Source organism: Candidatus Erwinia dacicola, from assembly GCF_001756855.1.
Taxonomy (GTDB): domain Bacteria; phylum Pseudomonadota; class Gammaproteobacteria; order Enterobacterales; family Enterobacteriaceae; genus Erwinia; species Erwinia dacicola.
In genome coordinates this window covers 1-17,061 of sequence record NZ_MAYS01000269.1, presented here as the reverse complement: position 1 = coordinate 17,061, position 17,061 = coordinate 1, and the positions used below count along the sequence as shown (strand labels likewise).

16 protein-coding genes and 2 pseudogenes are annotated in these 17,061 nt (G+C 53.4%); 14 read left to right on the top strand and 4 right to left on the bottom strand.

Annotated features, from left to right (window positions below; genetic code table 11):
* From BBW68_RS08120 to BBW68_RS08055, 14 genes are all read left to right on the top strand, one after another.
* A partial coding sequence (locus BBW68_RS08120) for an IS30 family transposase (protein ID WP_148127474.1) occupies positions 1 to 399 on the top strand: 399 nt, incomplete at its 5' end.
* A gap of 101 nt (positions 400 to 500) precedes the next feature.
* Positions 501 to 1,238, top strand: coding sequence for a (2E,6E)-farnesyl-diphosphate-specific ditrans,polycis-undecaprenyl-diphosphate synthase (ispU, locus tag BBW68_RS08115; protein WP_070134819.1), 738 nt, complete (start codon positions 501 to 503; stop codon positions 1,236 to 1,238).
* 18 nt (positions 1,239 to 1,256) lie between these two features.
* Complete coding sequence (gene cdsA / locus BBW68_RS08110; protein ID WP_070134817.1) at positions 1,257 to 2,114, top strand: phosphatidate cytidylyltransferase; 858 nt, start codon at positions 1,257 to 1,259, stop codon at positions 2,112 to 2,114.
* A gap of 9 nt (positions 2,115 to 2,123) precedes the next feature.
* A complete protein-coding gene (gene rseP / locus BBW68_RS08105; RefSeq protein WP_070134815.1) occupies positions 2,124 to 3,509 on the top strand; it encodes a sigma E protease regulator RseP in 1,386 nt (461 codons plus the stop codon).
* A gap of 18 nt (positions 3,510 to 3,527) precedes the next feature.
* Positions 3,528 to 5,939, top strand: coding sequence for an outer membrane protein assembly factor BamA (bamA, locus tag BBW68_RS08100; protein WP_070134813.1), 2,412 nt, complete (start codon positions 3,528 to 3,530; stop codon positions 5,937 to 5,939).
* A 124-nt stretch (positions 5,940 to 6,063) separates the two neighbouring features.
* Positions 6,064 to 6,561: a molecular chaperone Skp gene (gene skp, locus BBW68_RS08095; RefSeq protein WP_070134811.1), complete on the top strand. Its 498-nt coding sequence runs from the start codon at positions 6,064 to 6,066 to the stop codon at positions 6,559 to 6,561.
* Positions 6,562 to 6,564: 3 nt separating this feature from the next.
* Entirely contained in the window at positions 6,565 to 7,587 is a 1,023-nt protein-coding gene (gene lpxD, locus BBW68_RS08090) for a UDP-3-O-(3-hydroxymyristoyl)glucosamine N-acyltransferase (protein WP_070134809.1), read from the top strand.
* A gap of 160 nt (positions 7,588 to 7,747) precedes the next feature.
* Positions 7,748 to 8,203 carry a 3-hydroxyacyl-ACP dehydratase FabZ gene (fabZ, locus tag BBW68_RS08085; protein ID WP_070134807.1) on the top strand — a complete coding sequence of 152 codons (456 nt, stop codon included), beginning with the start codon at positions 7,748 to 7,750 and terminating at the stop codon, positions 8,201 to 8,203.
* 3 nt (positions 8,204 to 8,206) lie between these two features.
* Entirely contained in the window at positions 8,207 to 8,995 is a 789-nt protein-coding gene (lpxA, locus tag BBW68_RS08080; protein ID WP_070134805.1) for an acyl-ACP--UDP-N-acetylglucosamine O-acyltransferase, read from the top strand.
* A gap of 3 nt (positions 8,996 to 8,998) precedes the next feature.
* A complete protein-coding gene (gene lpxB / locus BBW68_RS08075) occupies positions 8,999 to 10,144 on the top strand; it encodes a lipid-A-disaccharide synthase (protein ID WP_070134803.1) in 1,146 nt (381 codons plus the stop codon).
* A complete protein-coding gene (rnhB, locus tag BBW68_RS08070) occupies positions 10,141 to 10,764 on the top strand; it encodes a ribonuclease HII (protein ID WP_070134801.1) in 624 nt (207 codons plus the stop codon). Before lpxB ends, rnhB begins: the two co-directional genes overlap by 4 nt.
* A 31-nt stretch (positions 10,765 to 10,795) precedes the next feature.
* A complete protein-coding gene (gene dnaE / locus BBW68_RS08065) occupies positions 10,796 to 14,278 on the top strand; it encodes a DNA polymerase III subunit alpha (protein WP_070134799.1) in 3,483 nt (1,160 codons plus the stop codon).
* Between the two features lie 12 nt (positions 14,279 to 14,290).
* A complete protein-coding gene (accA, locus tag BBW68_RS08060; protein WP_070134797.1) occupies positions 14,291 to 15,250 on the top strand; it encodes an acetyl-CoA carboxylase carboxyl transferase subunit alpha in 960 nt (319 codons plus the stop codon).
* Positions 15,251 to 15,369: 119 nt separating this feature from the next.
* Complete coding sequence (locus BBW68_RS08055) at positions 15,370 to 15,564, top strand: hypothetical protein (protein ID WP_070134795.1); 195 nt, start codon at positions 15,370 to 15,372, stop codon at positions 15,562 to 15,564.
* A 290-nt stretch (positions 15,565 to 15,854) separates the two neighbouring features.
* On the opposite strand, the gene BBW68_RS08050 is transcribed toward BBW68_RS08055, so the two are convergent.
* The 4 genes and pseudogenes from BBW68_RS08050 to BBW68_RS21010 form a co-directional block, all read right to left on the bottom strand.
* Positions 15,855 to 16,088: a hypothetical protein gene (locus BBW68_RS08050; RefSeq protein WP_070134793.1), complete on the bottom strand. Its 234-nt coding sequence runs from the start codon at positions 16,086 to 16,088 to the stop codon at positions 15,855 to 15,857.
* Positions 16,060 to 16,386: pseudogene (locus BBW68_RS16300) on the bottom strand (ISL3 family transposase); the annotation flags it as partial. The pseudogene BBW68_RS16300 and the gene BBW68_RS08050, both read right to left, overlap by 29 nt.
* A pseudogene (locus BBW68_RS21015) lies at positions 16,387 to 16,694 on the bottom strand (IS21 family transposase); the annotation flags it as partial.
* Positions 16,695 to 16,725: 31 nt separating this feature from the next.
* Positions 16,726 to 16,977 (bottom strand): hypothetical protein, encoded by a 252-nt coding sequence (locus tag BBW68_RS21010; RefSeq protein WP_476727289.1) that lies wholly within the window; start codon positions 16,975 to 16,977, stop codon positions 16,726 to 16,728.
* Positions 16,978 to 17,061 lie beyond the last annotated feature (84 nt).

Genomic DNA, 17,061 nt, shown 5'->3' with positions numbered 1-17,061 from the left:
CTGGTCGAACGTAAAAGCCGTATTTATCTGACGAAGAAGGTTTTTTCTAAAGACTCTGCCGAAGTTGCCGCCGCTATTATCTCGATGCTGAGCGGCTATAAGGACGTCTGTCACACAATCACGTTCGACAACGGCAGGGAGTTTACCCGGCACAAGGAAGTCGCTGACGCGTTGGAAGCGGAAACCTACTTCGCTCATCCATATGCCTCGTGGCAGCGCGGGCTAAACGAGAACACCAATGGGTTGTTGAGGCAGTTTATCCCGAAAGGAACTGACCTGACGGCAGTGACGGATGACGAGCTCCGCAAGTACCAGGGAGCACTGAATAGCAGGCCACGGAAATGCCTTGGGTTCCGGCAACCTTCAGTGGTCTTTGTAGAGCTAAAACAGGCGGCTTAGCGTTGCACTTCAAACTTGAATCCGCCCGGTCCATTTGTGCTGGGCGGGTGAGATATTTCAGAAGCCGTTGTATTTCTGAATTAAGGAAATAGTTACGCGTTATGTCGTCCGGAAATCAATTAAAAACTGATGACCAGCAGGGGAACGGTCCCCGCCATGTGGCCATCATTATGGATGGTAATGGTCGCTGGGCTAAAAACCAAGGCAAGCTGCGTATTTCTGGCCATAAAGCGGGAGTGAAATCCGTGCGCCGCGCCGTGAGTTTTGCCGTCAGCAATAAGTTGGATGCGCTGACGCTTTATGCCTTCAGTAGCGAAAACTGGAATCGTCCACAGCAGGAAGTTTTAGCGCTGATGGAGTTGTTCGTCTGGGCACTCGACAGCGAAGTTAAAAGTCTGCACAAGCATAATGTCCGGTTGAAAATTATCGGCGATATCGGTCGATTTAACACCCACTTACAGGAGTGTATTCGCCGTGCTGAGGAACTTACTCAACAAAATAATGGATTAACGCTCAACATAGCCGCAAATTATGGCGGTCGTTGGGATATTATCCATGGCGTCAGAAAAATCGCAGAGCAGGTCCAAGAAGGGCTTCTTCGACCGGATCAGATCGAAGAAGAGAGCTTGGCACCGCATCTATGCCTGAATGAACTAGCGCCTGTGGATCTGGTAATAAGGACCGGGGGAGAGCATCGAATTAGTAACTTCCTGCTGTGGCAAGTCGCCTATGCAGAGTTTTGGTTTACCGATACTCTTTGGCCTGATTTTGATGAACAAGTTTTTGAAGGTGCACTGAATGCGTTTGCACAACGAGAGCGCCGGTTTGGCGGCGCATAAGCGCACTGGGGGTAATCTTTGTTAAAGTCTCGCCTGATTACCGCGTTTATACTGATTCCCATCGTCATTGCAGCGCTGTTCTTGCTGCCGCCGTTAGGGTTTGCCATCACCATATTAGCGATCTGCCAGCTGGCAGCATGGGAATGGGGCCAGCTGGCAGGCTTTGCTGCGCGCTCACAGCGCGTCTGGCTGGCGCTGCTGTGCGGACTGCTGCTGGCCTTTATGCTGTTCACACTGCCTGCCTATCAGCACTCCGTGCATCTGCCACAGGTCTGCGGCCCCCTCTGGGTTTCCCTCGGTTGGTGGATCGTCGTGCTGGCGCTGGTGCTGTTTTATCCCAATTCTGCTACTTTCTGGCGCCATTCACGCGCCATTCGCCTGATATTCGGTCTGCTGACTATCGTTCCGTTCTTCTGGGGCATGCTGGCGCTGCGCCAGTATCACTACCAAGAAGACCACTTTGCGGGTGCTTGGTGGCTGTTGTATGTGATGGTCCTCGTATGGGGAGCGGATTCCGGTGCGTATGTGTTTGGCAAGCTGTTCGGTAAGCACAAACTTGCACCGAAAGTCTCACCGGGCAAAACCTGGGAAGGCTTCCTCGGCGGGTTGGCAATCTCGGCACTTATTTGCTGGCTGTTCAGCGTGTTTGCTCCGCTTCAGGTATCGCTTATAACACTGCTGATTTGCTCGATTGTCTCCGCGCTGGCCTCTGTTCTGGGTGACCTGACCGAGAGTATGTTCAAGCGTGAAGCGGGCATCAAAGATAGCGGGAGCCTGATCCCCGGGCATGGCGGCATTCTAGACCGTATTGACAGCCTCACCGCTGCGGTACCGGTATTTGCCTGCCTGCTGTTGCTGGTCTTTGGGACGCTGTAGGGAAACACTATGCTGAGCGTACTCTGGAGTTTTGCTGCATTTATTGTTGCGCTGGGGATTTTAATCACCGTTCATGAGTTCGGCCACTTTTGGGTGGCCCGTCGCTGTGGCGTAAAAGTCGAACGTTTTTCGATTGGCTTTGGTAAATCGCTGTGGCTGCGCACTGACAAACAGGGTACCGAGTATGTTATCGCACTGATCCCGCTCGGCGGTTATGTCAAGATGCTGGATGAGCGCGTCGAAAGCGTGCCGCAGGAACTGCGCCATCAGGCCTTCAACAATAAAACCATTTTGCAACGTGCCGCGATTATCAGCGCTGGCCCGATCGCCAATTTTATCTTTGCTATCTTTTCTTACTGGCTGGTATTTATCATCGGTGTACCTGGCGTGCGCCCGGTGGTTGGCGAAATAGTGAACGGTTCACCCGCCGCAGAAGCTCAAATTGCGCCAGGAACGGAACTTAAAGCCGTTGACGGTATCGAAACGCCTGATTGGGATGCTGTGCGCATGGCGCTGGTGGCGAGAATTGGCGACGAGAGTACCGTCGTTACCGTCGCCCCATTTGGCAGCGAGCAGACCAGTGATAAGACCGTGAACCTGCGCAACTGGCACTTTGAGCCAGACAAGCAGGATCCGGTGGCTTCTCTCGGCATCCAGCCGCGCGGCCCACAGATCGAGTTAGTGCTGGCGCAGGTGCAGAAGAACTCCGCTGCTAGCAAGGCAGGTTTGCAAGCGGGCGTAAGGATCGTTAAAGTCGATGGTCAGCCTTTGGACCAATGGCAAAGTTTTGTCGCCACCGTGCGTGACAGTCTAGGTAAAGAAATTAAGCTGGAGGTAGAACGTCAAGGCAGCACCGTCGATTTGACGCTGACACCGGACGTGAATCCTCGTAACAAAGCAGAAGGGTTTGCCGGCGTTATCCCGCGCATTGTCCCTCTACCAGATGAGTACAGAACGGTACGCCAGTATGGCCCGTTTGCAGCGATCGGTGAAGCCAGTGCAAAAACCTGGCAGCTGATGAAGCTTACGGTAAGCATGCTGGGCAAACTGATTGTCGGTGATGTGAAGTTGAACAATCTTAGCGGCCCGATTTCGATCGCGCAGGGAGCCGGGATGTCAGCGGAATATGGTTTGATTTACTACCTGATGTTCCTCGCTCTGATTAGCGTGAACCTCGGGATTATCAATTTGTTCCCACTGCTGATGTTAGATGGTGGTCATTTGCTGTCCCTGCTGATCGAAAAGATCAAGGGAGGGCCGGTGTCCGAGCGAGTTCAGGACTTCAGTTATCGTATCGGCTCGATTGTACTGGTGCTGTTAATGGGGCTTGCGCTATTCAATGATTTATCAAGGCTATATCTGCCAGCAGGCAAACTATTCTTGAGAACCAGTTAGGAAGAATGCATAAACACGATGGCGATGAAAAAGTTGCTCATAGCGTCGCTGCTGCTTAGCAGCGCTACCGTATACGGTGCAGACGAATTCGTAGTGATAGTGAAGGATATTCATTTCGAAGGCCTGCAGCGAGTCGCCGTCGGTGCGGCATTGCTCAGTATGCCCGTCCGCGTTGGGGACACTGTCTCCGATGAAGATCTCAGTAACACCATTCGCGCGCTGTTTGCGACCGGAAATTTTGAGGATGTTCAGGTCCTGCGCGATGGCGGCACGCTGATCTTTCAGGTGAAAGAACGCCCAACGATTGCCAGCATCACTTTCTCTGGCAACAAAGCGGTAAAAGAGGATATGCTCAAGCAGAACCTCGAAGCCTCTGGCGTGCGCGTGGGTGAAGCACTGGATCGCACCACAATCTCCTCCATTGAGAAAGGCTTGGAAGACTTCTACTACAGCGTGGGTAAATACAGCGCCAGCGTAAAAGCCGTCGTCACTCCGCTGCCGCGTAACCGTGTTGACCTGAAACTGATGTTTACCGAAGGTGTCTCTGCCAAGATCCAGCAGATCAACATCGTCGGTAACAAGGCGCACAGCTCTAATGAACTGATCTCCCGCTTCCAGCTGCGTGATGAGGTGCCATGGTGGAACGTGGTAGGTGACCGTAAGTACCAGAAGCAAAAATTGGCCGGTGACCTTGAAACCCTGCGCAGCTTTTATCTGGACCGCGGTTATGCCCGTTTCAACATTGATTCGACGCAGGTCAGCCTGACGCCAGACAAAAAGGGTATCTACATCACGGTTAACATCAACGAAGGCGATCAGTACAAGCTTTCAGGTGTCACTATCAGTGGTAACCTAGCGGGACACTCTGCCGAAATCGAAACGCTGAGCAAAATCACCCCTGGTGAACTTTACAACGGCTCGAAAGTGACGCGCATTGAAGAGGATATCAAGAAGCTGCTGGGCCGTTATGGCTACGCGTATCCGCGCGTACAGACGCAGCCTGAAATCAATGACGCGAACAAGACCGTTAAACTGCGTATCAACGTGGATGTCGGTAACCGTTATTACGTGCGTGAAGTGCGCTTCGAGGGCAACGATACCTCGAAAGATTCCGTGCTGCGCCGTGAAATGCGCCAGATGGAAGGTGCTTGGTTAGGCAGCGATCTGGTTGAGCAGGGTAAAAAGCGTCTGAATCGCCTCGGCTACTTCGAAACCGTTAATACCGAAACCCAGCGCGTGCCGGGTTCACTGGACCAGGTTGACGTGGTCTACAAGATAAAAGAGCGTAACACCGGTACTCTGAACTTCGGCGTCGGTTACGGCACCGAGAGCGGCGTCAGCTTCCAGGTTGGCGTAACCCAAGATAACTGGCTCGGCACCGGTAATACCGTTGGCATCAGCGGAACCAAGAATGACTACCAGACCTACGCTGAATTCTCACTGACCGACCATTACTTCACGGTTGACGGTGTCAGCATGGGCGGTCGTGTTTTCTATAACGACTTTAAAGCGGATGATGCCGATCTGTCTGACTATACCAACAAGAGTTACGGTGTAGACGGCACGCTGGGCTTCCCGGTAAATGAAAATAACACCCTGCGTGTGGGTCTAGGCTATGTGCATAACAGCCTCTCCAACATGCAGCCGCAGATCGCCATGTGGCGTTATCTGCGCTCAGTCAGGCAAAATCCATCGCTGAGCGGCGATGAAGATTACTCGGCGGATGACTTCACCTTCAACTACCGCTGGACGTACAACACCCTTGACCGCGGATTCTTCCCAACGTCAGGTAACCGTACTAACCTGAATGGTAAAGTGACCATTCCGGGTTCTGATAATACCTTCTACAAGGCCACGCTGGATACGCAACAGTATCTGCCGCTGAATCAGGATCGTACTTGGGTGCTGTTGGGACGTGGTCGTGTAGGCGATGGCAATGGTCTGAGCGGGAAAGAGATGCCGTTCTACGAGAACTTCTACGCCGGTGGTTCCAGCTCCGTGCGTGGGTTCCGTTCTAACAACATCGGTCCGAAAGCAGCTTATCTGAATAACGGTTCTTTCGATTGTTCTGGCAGCAGCCCGGTATGTAATTCCGATGATGCTATCGGCGGTAACGCGATGGCTGTCGTCAGCGCCGAGCTGATTACACCAACGCCGTTCCTGAGTGAGAAATATGCTAACTCAGTCCGTACCTCGCTGTTTGTTGATGCGGGTACCGTATGGGATACCAAATGGGAAAACACTGCCGAAACACGTGCAGCAGGTATCCCTGACTATAGCGATCCAAGCAACATCGGTATGTCAGCCGGTCTAGCACTGCAATGGATGTCGCCGCTGGGACCGCTGGTGTTCTCATACGCTCAGCCGTTCAAAAAGTATGACGGAGATAAGGCCGAACAGTTCCAGTTTAACATTGGTAATACTTGGTAATTCGCCTTGGCACGGAAGAGCAGCAAGAGAGTATCGCGCTGTTTAATCCTAGCCCGTACGCGGGCCACGATATAGCGCAACACATGTGTCCGTGACACAAACGTTGATGGTAAGGAGTTTTATAGTGAAAAAGTTGTTGTGTGCTGCAGGTCTGGGTATTGCTCTGGCGGTTTCCGCCGGTGCTCAGGCTGCTGATAAAATTGCAGTGGTGAACGTTTCCAGCATTTTCCAACAGTTACCAGCGCGTGCGACCGTTGCGAAACAGTTGGAAAACGAGTTTAAAGGCCGTGCAACTGAGTTGCACGGCATGGAACTCGATCTGCAAGCCAAAATGCAGCGTCTGCAGCGTGACGGCTCTACCATGAAGCCGAGCGAACGCAGCAAGATGGAAAAAGACGTGATGGCACAGCGTGAGGCTTTCTCTACGAAAGCTCAGACTTTCGAACAGGACAACCGCCGCCGTCAGATGGAAGAGCGTAATAAAATCCTGAGCCGTATCCAGGATGCCTTGCAGAAAGTTGCTGATAACGAAGATTACGACGTTGTTATCGATCAGAACGCGGTTGCTTATGCTGCTAAATCTAAAGACATCACTGCTGATGTTCTGAAACAGGTTAAATAAGCCATGCTTTCAATTCGACTGGTTGATTTAGCTCAGCAGTTGGATGCAGAATTGCACGGAGATGGCGATATCGCCATCTCCGGCATTGCTTCTATGCAATCCGCCCAAACCGGTCAGATCACGTTTCTCTCAAACGGCCGTTACCGTGAGCAGCTCGCAGCCTGTCAGGCCTCCGCTGTGGTCCTATCTGAAGCAGACCGTGAATTTTTCCCTGGTGCAGCGCTGGTGGTTAAAAACCCGTATCTGACCTACGCCCGTATGGCGCAACTGCTGGATACCACGCCGCAGCCAGCCCAAAACATTGCCCCAAGTGCCGTGATTGATGCAAACGCAAAATTGGGGAACAACGTCTCGATTGGCGCTAACTCGGTGATTGAATCTGATGTGGTACTCGGTGATAACGTGGTTATCGGCCCGGGCTGCTTCATCGGTAAAAAAACACAAATTGGCGCAGGTAGCCGCCTGTGGGCCAACGTCTCTGTCTATCATGAAGTGCGGATCGGTAGAGACTGTCTGATCCAGTCAGGCACAGTGATCGGCGCTGATGGCTTCGGTTACGCTAATGACCGCGGCAATTGGGTGAAGATCCCGCAGCTTGGCACCGTGATCATTGGCGATCACGTCGAAATTGGTGCCTGTACGACGATCGATCGCGGTGCGCTTGATAACACCAAAATCGGGAATGGTGTTATCATAGATAACCAGTGCCAGATTGCACACAACGTCGTGATTGGTGACAATACCGCGGTTGCGGGTGGCGTCATCATGGCGGGCAGCCTTAAAATTGGCTGCTACTGCATGATTGGTGGGGCCAGCGTGATTAATGGCCACATGGAAATTTGTGATAAAGTTACCGTCACAGGGATGGGAATGGTGATGCGCCCTATCACTGAACCTGGAGTATACTCTTCCGGCATTCCGTTACAGCCCAACAAAACTTGGCGCAAAACTGCAGCTCTGGTGCTGAAGATAGATGAAATAAGCAAACGCTTAAAAGCCATCGAGCGCAAGGTCGGTGAACACTAAGCGATCGCACTACCCTGCCTAGCTTTCATAATTACAATATGCTAGCAGGGAAAGCTAAAGCTAAGCGTACAGAACATGATTTGCGGCCTGCGGACGATCGACAGATCGTTGCAGGCCGTGTTATTGATGCTATCAGAATTTTTAGGACAGGAAGAGTATTTTGACTACTAAAACTCATACTCTGCAGATTGAAGAGATTATTGAACTTTTACCGCACCGTTACCCGTTCTTGCTGGTCGACCGCGTACTTGATTTCGAAGAAAATAAGTTTCTGCGTGCAGTAAAGAATGTCTCGGTTAACGAACCGTTTTTCCAAGGTCATTTCCCGGGTAAACCGATTTTCCCAGGCGTGCTGATTCTGGAAGCAATGGCACAGGCGACTGGGATTCTGGCGTTTAAGAGCGTTGGAAAACTGGAACCGGGCGAACTGTATTACTTTGCCGGTATCGACGAAGCGCGCTTCAAGCGCCCGGTGGTACCTAGCGATCAGATGATCATGGAAGTCACCTTCGAGAAAACCCGCCGTGGTGTAACCCGCTTTAAAGGCGTAGCCACCGTTGAGGGCAAAATTGCCTGCGAAGCAACGATGATGTGTGCCCGCAGCCGGGAGGCTTAATTCGTGATTGATAGCACCGCCGTAATCCATCCCAGTTCGATCGTAGAAGAAGGCACCATTATTGGTGCTGGTGTGCAGATTGGTCCGTTTTGTACCGTGGGTGCGAACGTGTCGATCGGTGAAGGCACCGTTCTGAAATCTCACGTAGTGGTCAATGGTCACACCTCTATTGGTAAAGACAACACCATCTACCAGTTTGCTTCGATCGGTGAAGCTAATCAGGATCTGAAATACGCGGGTGAACCTACCTGGGTTGAGATTGGCAACCGTAACCGCATTCGTGAAAGCGTGACCATTCATCGTGGTACTTCGCAGGCTGAAGGGCTGACGAAAGTCGGCAGCGACAATCTGCTGATGGTGAATGCGCACGTGGCGCACGACTGCGTGGTGGGTAATTACTGTATTCTGGCCAACAACGCTACGCTGGCGGGTCATGTTTCAGTGGACGATCATGCCATCATTGGTGGTATGACGGCGGTGCATCAATTCTGCGTTATCGGCGCGCACGTGATGGTTGGCGGCTGCTCCGGTGTGGCGCAGGACGTTCCTCCTTACGTGATTGCTCAGGGCAACCATGCCACGCCGTTTGGCGTTAACTTGGTGGGCCTGAAGCGCCGTGGCTTCAGCAAAGAGGCGCTGCATGCGATTACTGCGGCGTATAAGCTGCTGTACCGCAGCGGCAAGACGCTGGATGAAGCGAAGTCGGAGATTGCTGAAATCGCCAAAGCGCATCCGGAAGTTCAGCCGTTTTATGACTTCTTTGCCCGTTCCACAAGGGGTCTGATTCGTTAACTCATGCCAAAGTATCCCTTAACGATTGCCCTTGTCGCCGGAGAAACCTCCGGCGATATTCTTGGTGCCGGTCTTATCCGCGCGCTGAAAGAGAAGCATCCTGACGCACGTTTTGTCGGCGTTGCCGGCCCGCTGATGCAGGCCGAAGGCTGTGAAGCTTGGTATGAGATGGAAGAGCTGGCGGTAATGGGCATCGTTGAGGTGCTGGGCCGTCTGCGTCGCCTGCTGCACATCCGCCGCGACCTGCTCCGCCGCTTTACCGCCCTGAAGCCAGATGTCTTCGTTGGCATTGATGCCCCTGATTTCAATATCACTCTCGAAGGGAAGCTGAAACAGCAGGGTATTCGCACCATTCATTACGTCAGCCCCTCTGTCTGGGCGTGGCGCCAGAAGCGCGTATTCAAAATTGGCCGCTCCACTGATCTGGTGCTGGCGTTCCTGCCGTTTGAAAAAGCCTTCTACGATCGATTCAACGTTCCCTGTCGTTTTATCGGCCATACCATGGCTGATGCGATGCCGATCGAGCCGGATAAACAGGCGGCACGCCGCGAGCTGGGCATTACGTCAGATGAAGTATGCCTCGCCCTGCTGCCGGGTAGTCGCGGGGCAGAAGTCGAAATGCTCAGCGCTGACTTCCTGCGTACGGCGATGCTGCTGCAGGCGAAATATCCTCAGCTTGAAATCGTCGTGCCGCTGGTAAACCCTAGGCGGCGCGAGCAATTTAAAGCGATCAAAGCCGAAGTTGCACCCGATCTGCCCATGCACCTGCTGGACGGCAAAGGCCGCACCGCGATGGTGGCCAGCGATGCCGCCCTGCTGGCTTCCGGTACTGCCGCGCTGGAGTGCATGCTGGCAAAATGCCCGATGGTGGTGGGGTATCGCATGAAGCCGTCTACCTTCTGGATGGCGAAACGTCTGGTGAAAACCGATTATGTCTCGTTGCCGAACCTGCTGGCCGAGCGCGAACTGGTCAAAGAGCTGCTGCAGGATGAGTGCCAGCCTGAGCAGCTGGCCTCTGCGTTAGAGCCATTGCTGGCTGCGGGTGAAACGCGCGATCGGCTGCTGGCAACCTTTGCCGAGCTGCACCACCAGATCCGCTGGAATGCCGACGAACAGGCCGCAGTCGCTGTACTGGAGTTATGCCCGTGAGTGAATTTATTTACCCCAGTGCTGCGCTGATTGCGGGCGCTGATGAAGTTGGGCGCGGTACGCTGGTGGGTGCCGTAGTCACCGCCGCGGTGATCCTCGATCCGGCGCGTCCGATTGTGGGGCTCGTCGATTCGAAAAAGCTGTCGGAAAAACGCCGTCTGGCGCTGTTCGATGAGATCGTCGAGAAAGCGCTAAGCTGGAGTCTGGGCCGTGCCGAGCCGGAAGAGATTGACCAGCTCAATATTCTGCACGCCACCATGCTGGCTATGCAGCGTGCGGTTGCCGGGCTGCACCTGACACCGGACTCTATGCTGATTGACGGCAATCGCTGTCCTCTGCTGCCTATGCCGAGCCAGACCGTGGTCAAAGGTGATAGTCTGGTGCGCGAAATCAGCGCCGCCTCGATTATTGCAAAAGTGACGCGCGACCGTAAAATGGCACAGCTCGATCTGTTATATCCTGAATATGGCTTCGTTCAGCACAAAGGTTATCCGACCTCGCTGCATATGGAAAAACTGACGCAGCATGGCGTCACTCCGCAGCATCGTCGCGGTTTTGCCCCGGTGCGCAATGCGCTACTGGATGCCGACATCAGCGCGTCGGTAGCTCGCGCGCTGTAATTTTTCATCCTTAGTTTTAACGGAATCCCAGATGGCTGAACCTCGTTTTATTCATTTACGCGTTCACAGCGACTACTCCATGATCGATGGGCTAGCCAAAACGGGTCCGTTGGTGAAAAAAGCAGCAAAACTGGGAATGCCAGCTATTGCCGTTACCGACTTCACTAACCTGTGCGGTCTGGTGAAGTTTTACGGCACAGCTCACGGCCAGGGCATGAAGCCGATTATTGGCGCTGATTTTAATGTTGCCAGTGAAGCGATGGGTGACGAGCTGTCGCATATCACCGTGCTGGCGGCAGATAACGAAGGCTACCAAAACCTGACCCTGCTGATCTCGCACGCTTACCAGCGTGGATATGGTCCGGCAGGCCCAACGATTGACCGCGACTGGCTGGTTAAACATCAGCAGGGAATTATTCTGCTGTCCGGCGGGCGTCGTGGCGATGTTGGCAAAATGCTGTTGCGCGGCAACGCCGCGCTGGTTGCCGACTGTCTGGTGTTTTATCAGCAACATTTTGCCGATCGCTACTACCTTGAGCTGATCCGTACGGGTCGTCAGGACGAAGAGACCTATCTGCACGCGGCGGTGGAGCTGGCGATTGCCAACGGCATCCCGGTGGTGGCCACCAATGAAGTTTGCTTCCTGCAGGAATCAGACTTCAACGCCCATGAAATTCGCGTTGCCATTCATGATGGTTTCACTCTCGACGATCCAAAGCGACCGCGCAACTACAGTCCGCAGCAGTATATGCGCACGGAAGAGGAGATGTGCGAGCTGTTCTCGGACATCCCGGAAGCACTGGAAAACAGTGTTGAGATCGCCCGCCGCTGCAATGTCACCATTCGCCTTGGCGAATACTTCCTGCCGCAGTTCCCGACCGGTGAAATGAGCACCGAAGATTTCCTCGTGATGAAATCGCGCGAGGGGCTGGAAGAGCGCTTGGCGTTCCTGTTCCCGGACGAGAAGTTACGCGGCGAAAAGCGGCCAGAATACGACGAACGTCTGGAAATTGAGCTTAACGTGATCAACCAGATGGGCTTCCCCGGCTATTTCCTGATCGTGATGGAGTTCATCCAGTGGTCGAAGGATAACGAGGTGCCCGTGGGGCCAGGACGTGGTTCCGGTGCCGGTTCGCTGGTGGCCTACGCGCTGAAAATTACCGACCTCGACCCGCTGGAATTTGACCTGCTGTTCGAACGTTTCCTAAACCCGGAACGTGTTTCGATGCCGGACTTTGACGTCGACTTCTGCATGGAAAAGCGCGATCTGGTGATTGAGCACGTGGCCGATATGTACGGTCGCCAGGCGGTGTCGCAGATTATTACCTTCGGTACTATGGCGGCGAAAGCGGTCATCCGCGACGTAGGGCGCGTGTTGGGGCATCCGTACGGATTCGTCGACCGCATTTCGAAACTAGTGCCACCTGATCCGGGCATGACGCTGGAAAAAGCCTTTGCTGCTGAACCACAGCTGCCGGAAATCTATGAGGCAGATGAAGAGGTTAAGGCGCTGATCGACATGGCGCGCAAGCTGGAAGGCGTCACGCGTAACGCCGGTAAACACGCCGGTGGAGTGGTGATTGCGCCGACCAAAATTACTGATTTTGCCCCGCTTTACTGTGACGAAAACGGTAATCATCCGGTTACCCAGTTTGATAAAAATGACGTGGAATATGCCGGGCTGGTGAAGTTCGACTTTCTCGGTCTGCGTACACTGACTATCATCGACTGGGCGCTGGCGATGATTAACGCCCGGCGTGAAAAAGAGGGCGAGCCGCCGATCGATATTGCGGTGGTTCCGCTTGAAGATAAAAAAAGTTTCGATATGCTGCAACGCTCGGAAACTACAGCGGTGTTCCAGCTCGAATCACGCGGCATGAAAGACCTGATTAAACGCCTGAAGCCCGACTGCTTCGAGGATATGATCGCGTTGGTAGCCCTGTTCCGCCCCGGTCCGCTGCAGTCGGGCATGGTAGACAACTTCATTGACCGTAAGCACGGGCGTGAAGAGATCTCCTACCCGGACATTCAGTGGCAACATGAGTCACTGAAACCGGTGCTGGAATCGACCTACGGCATTATCCTGTATCAGGAACAGGTGATGCAGATTGCTCAGGTGCTGGCGGGTTATAGCCTAGGCGGCGCTGACATGCTGCGCCGTGCGATGGGTAAAAAGAACCCGGTCGAGATGGCTAAGCAGCGTGGCGGCTTTGAAGACGGTGCGAAAGCGCGCGGCATCGACGGTGAGCTGGCAATTAAAATCTTCGACCTAGTGGAGAAATTTGCCGGTTACGGCTTTAACAAATCGCACTCCGCCGCCTATGCGCTGGTCTCTTATCAGACGCTGTGGCTGAAAGCGCACTACCCGGCCGAGTTTATGGCAGCGGTCATGACCGCCGATATGGACAACACCGAGAAGGTGGTTGGGCTGGTGGATGAGTGCTGGCGCATGGAGCTGAAGGTGCTGCCGCCGGATATTAACTCCGGCCAGTATCAATTCCACGTAAACGAGAACGGAGAAATTGTTTACGGCATCGGCGCGATTAAAGGCGTCGGTGAAGGACCGATCGAGGCGATAATCGAAGCGCGTAACGAGGGAGGTTATTTCCGCGAGCTGTTTGACCTCTGTGCGCGTACTGACACAAAAAAGTTGAATAAGCGGGTGCTGGAAAAGCTGATTATGTCCGGGGCGTTTGACCGCTTAGGCCCGCACCGTGCGGCGCTGATAAGCGCGCTGCCCGATGCGCTAAAAGCCGCCGATCAGCACGCGAAAGCGGAAGCAATTGGCCAAGTTGATATGTTCGGCGTACTGACCGAAGCGCCAGAGCAGGTCGAGAAATCTTATGCCGACGTCACGCCGTGGCCGGAACAGATTCAGCTGGATGGGGAGCGGGAGACGTTAGGGCTGTACCTGACCGGCCACCCCATCAACCAGTATCTGAAAGAGATTGAGCGCTATGTCGGTGGACAGTGCCTGAAAGACATGCACCCGACCGAGCGTGGTAAAATGACCACCGCAGCCGGTCTGGTGGTGGCGGCCCGCGTAATGGTGACAAAGCGCGGCAACCGTATTGGCCTCTGTACGTTGGATGACCGTTCCGGTCGTCTGGAAGTGATGTTATTTACAGATGCGTTAGATAAGTTCCAGCACATGCTGGAGAAGGACCGTATCCTGGTCGTTAGCGGGCAGGTCAGCTTCGATGACTTCAACGGCGGGCTTAAAATGATGGCCCGCGATATGATGGACATTGATGAAGCACGCGAAAAATATGCGCGCGGGCTTGCTATCTCACTGACAGACAGGCAAATTGATGACCAGCTTTTAAACCGTCTCCGTCAATCCCTAGAACCCCATCGTTCGGGGACAATTCCGGTACACCTCTACTATCAGAGAGAGGATGCGCGGGCGAAGTTGCGCTTCGGTGCAACTTGGCGCGTATCGCCGAGTGATCGTTTGCTGAACGATCTTCGGTCATTGATAGGATCGGAGCAGGTGGAACTGGAGTTTGACTAAAACAGGATTATTATGAGTCTTAATTACCTAGATTTTGAACAGCCAATCGCAGAACTTGAAGCGAAGATCGATTCGCTTAAGTCGGTTAGCCGTCAGGATGAAAAACTGGATATTAATCTAGATGAAGAAGTTCAGCGTCTGCGCAATAAAAGCGTTGAGCTGACACGTAAAATTTTCTCCGATTTAGGTGCTTGGCAGATTGCGCAGCTCGCGCGTCATCCGCTGCGCCCGTATACGCTGGACTATGTCCGCAATGTGTTTACCGACTTTGACGAGCTGGCGGGCGGTCGTGCCTACGCTGATGATAAAGCTATCGTCGGGGGAATTGCGCGTCTGGAAGGCCGTCCGGTGATGATCATTGGTCATCAGAAAGGGCGTGAAACCAAAGAGAAGATCCGTCGTAACTTCGGTATGCCAGCGCCAGAAGGCTACCGTAAAGCGCTGCGTTTGATGGAGATGTCCGAGCGTTTTAACATGCCGATCATCACCTTTATCGACACCCCGGGTGCTTACCCTGGCGTAGGTGCAGAAGAGCGCGGTCAGTCTGAAGCTATCGCCCGTAACCTGCGTGAGATGTCTGGCCTGACGGTTCCGGTGATCTGTACCGTAATCGGTGAAGGCGGCTCCGGCGGCGCACTGGCTATCGGCGTGGGTGACAAAGTCAACATGCTGCAGTACAGCACCTACTCGGTGATCTCGCCGGAAGGATGTGCCTCTATTCTGTGGAAAAGCGCAGATAAAGCACCGCTGGCAGCGGAAGCGATGGGCATTATCGCCCCGCGCCTGAAAGAGCTGAAGCTGATCGACACCGTGCTGCCTGAACCACTGGGTGGCGCGCACCGCGACCCGCTGGCGATTGGCGCAACAATTAAGGCTCAGCTGCTGTCCGACCTAGTCGAGCTAGATAAGTTGACCAAAGCAGAGCTGCTAGACCGTCGTTATCAGCGTCTGATGAGCTACGGTTACGCTTGATTCTGTGGGGCGCGGTCTACCGCGCCCCTGCTTTATGTTGTGCCATCCCCTAGCGCTAGCTCCCTGCTTGCCATTTCTTTAGTCTTAGGTTTCCTCTCAACTGCAGGAAAAAACATAAGATGGAAAATTACGATCTCACGCGTTGTACCTCTCATTGCGCTAACTTTGAGCACGAGGCCATCCATAAGCTAATCGAGCAGCTGTGCGATCTCCGTACCGCAGAGACTCTGGCACCGTTTATTACCGATGCCGGTTTCAATATGAACCGCAAGCGTAAAGCCAGAGCTGGTAACTTAGACGCCCACCTGTTATAGACGGACATCTAAGTATGGAATCCCAATCCTAGCGAAAAGAACCCCATAAAAATTATTCGAATGATTTCAAGCTACGTATGGTCGAACTGGCTTCCCGCCCCGGCAATTGCATTCGATTAAGAAAGCAACTATGCTACAAAAATCTAGGCTTTTTTGTAGCGCGACGGAAAATTTTGGACTGTTTTACGGGACCCTGTACATGATTCTGTTTTTCGTCCATAATTTAACCTGTTTTTAATGTTGAATTGAACATATCAAAATCAGGCAATTACACAATCTCGTGTACAGGCTCATCTGTGATCGATCAAAGCGGAATATGCATTCTTTCTGTAGCTTTCTCCTTTCAACTCGAAGATATACCCGTGATGGATCAACCGATCCAGCTTTAGCAACACTTCGTTAAGTCTCAGCAGCGAACGGGCTTTTTGCAGCTTCCGCAGCAGTTCTCCTGCGTTGAAGAACCGCGCCCGGTAGCCCTGACCTACAACGCCGTCAACGATGGCCCCGATGCCATGCCCATTCATCGATTCCTACGTGTGGGGTACCGGGTTGCTTTGTCTCAGGAAGGCTATCCGCACTGGTCCGCAGGCCTGCCGCAGTTGCAGCCCGCTGTCCCGCTTCTCCACCGGCAATCAACCCCAGTTGATACTGTAATTTTTGCACTAACTGCGAAGTCTGCTGTCGTGAGCCCGCAAAAGGAGCCAGGGATTCGGCAAAGATTTTTCGTGAACAGGATGGGTTACGACAGTACCAGTGGCGAACGGCAAATATCAGCCAGAGAGCCTGCCCAGCGCATGGCAGATGCTGTATACGGCGTCGTCCCAACGTTCTGAAGTCATGACTATTTCTCAGTAACAGTGCCTGACGGATGCGCTGTTTCAGACGCCCGTGCGCCGATTCAACAGAGCCATTTCCATGGCGGCTCCGCTATTATTACGCGACGGGATCATTCCATAGTGCTCACACAAGTGAGCATATCGTTCCGTCAGATCGCAATGATTATCTTCGCTCAGGTTTTTCCACGCGGCGGACAGGCTGTCGGTGCGGTGCTCTTGTGGAACTCCGCCCAATTGTCCCAGCGCTTCCTGAACACCCTCGGCAAGCGCGGTGAAGCTTTCACCTCCGGTGACCACGCGCAATGGTGATCTCAGTCCCCTTGAGTTAGGTAAAGTCAGATAAGGCTCTCAGGTCGGGATGATGTTCCTGGCGGAACATCACCTCCTTTTCCTCGCCGTGGCAGGCTTTGTAGGTACGGGTACACCAGTGACGCTCCTTAGCCTGTTGCCACAGGCCTTTTTCGATTTGGCGTCCGGAACGGACAAAGATACTGGTAGTTGCTGCCGACGCTTCCTGAGTAAGACCTTTATTTCGTTGAGTCATGTAAAAATCGACCTGTCTGATGTTAAGCGTCACAACCTCTCCATGGAAAGAAGAAACATGACGCTAAGATTACAAACGGGCCAAAGTAATTGTCGCAACCTAGGCTGTGTCCCTTAA

Bases quoted from the DNA above. Each gene is read 5' to 3' on its own strand.
- ispU (WP_070134819.1), top strand. From the start codon at position 501: ATGTCGTCCGGAAATCAATTAAAAACTGATGACCAGCAGGGGAACGGT.
- rseP (WP_070134815.1), top strand. From the start codon at position 2,124: ATGCTGAGCGTACTCTGGAGTTTTGCTGCATTTATTGTTGCGCTGGGG.
- bamA (WP_070134813.1), top strand. From the start codon at position 3,528: ATGGCGATGAAAAAGTTGCTCATAGCGTCGCTGCTGCTTAGCAGCGCT.
- lpxD (WP_070134809.1), top strand. From the start codon at position 6,565: ATGCTTTCAATTCGACTGGTTGATTTAGCTCAGCAGTTGGATGCAGAA.
- lpxB (WP_070134803.1), top strand. From the start codon at position 8,999: ATGCCAAAGTATCCCTTAACGATTGCCCTTGTCGCCGGAGAAACCTCC.
- dnaE (WP_070134799.1), top strand. From the start codon at position 10,796: ATGGCTGAACCTCGTTTTATTCATTTACGCGTTCACAGCGACTACTCC.
- accA (WP_070134797.1), top strand. From the start codon at position 14,291: ATGAGTCTTAATTACCTAGATTTTGAACAGCCAATCGCAGAACTTGAA.
- BBW68_RS08055 (WP_070134795.1), top strand. From the start codon at position 15,370: ATGGAAAATTACGATCTCACGCGTTGTACCTCTCATTGCGCTAACTTT.
- BBW68_RS08050 (WP_070134793.1), bottom strand. From the start codon at position 16,088: ATGAATGGGCATGGCATCGGGGCCATCGTTGACGGCGTTGTAGGTCAG.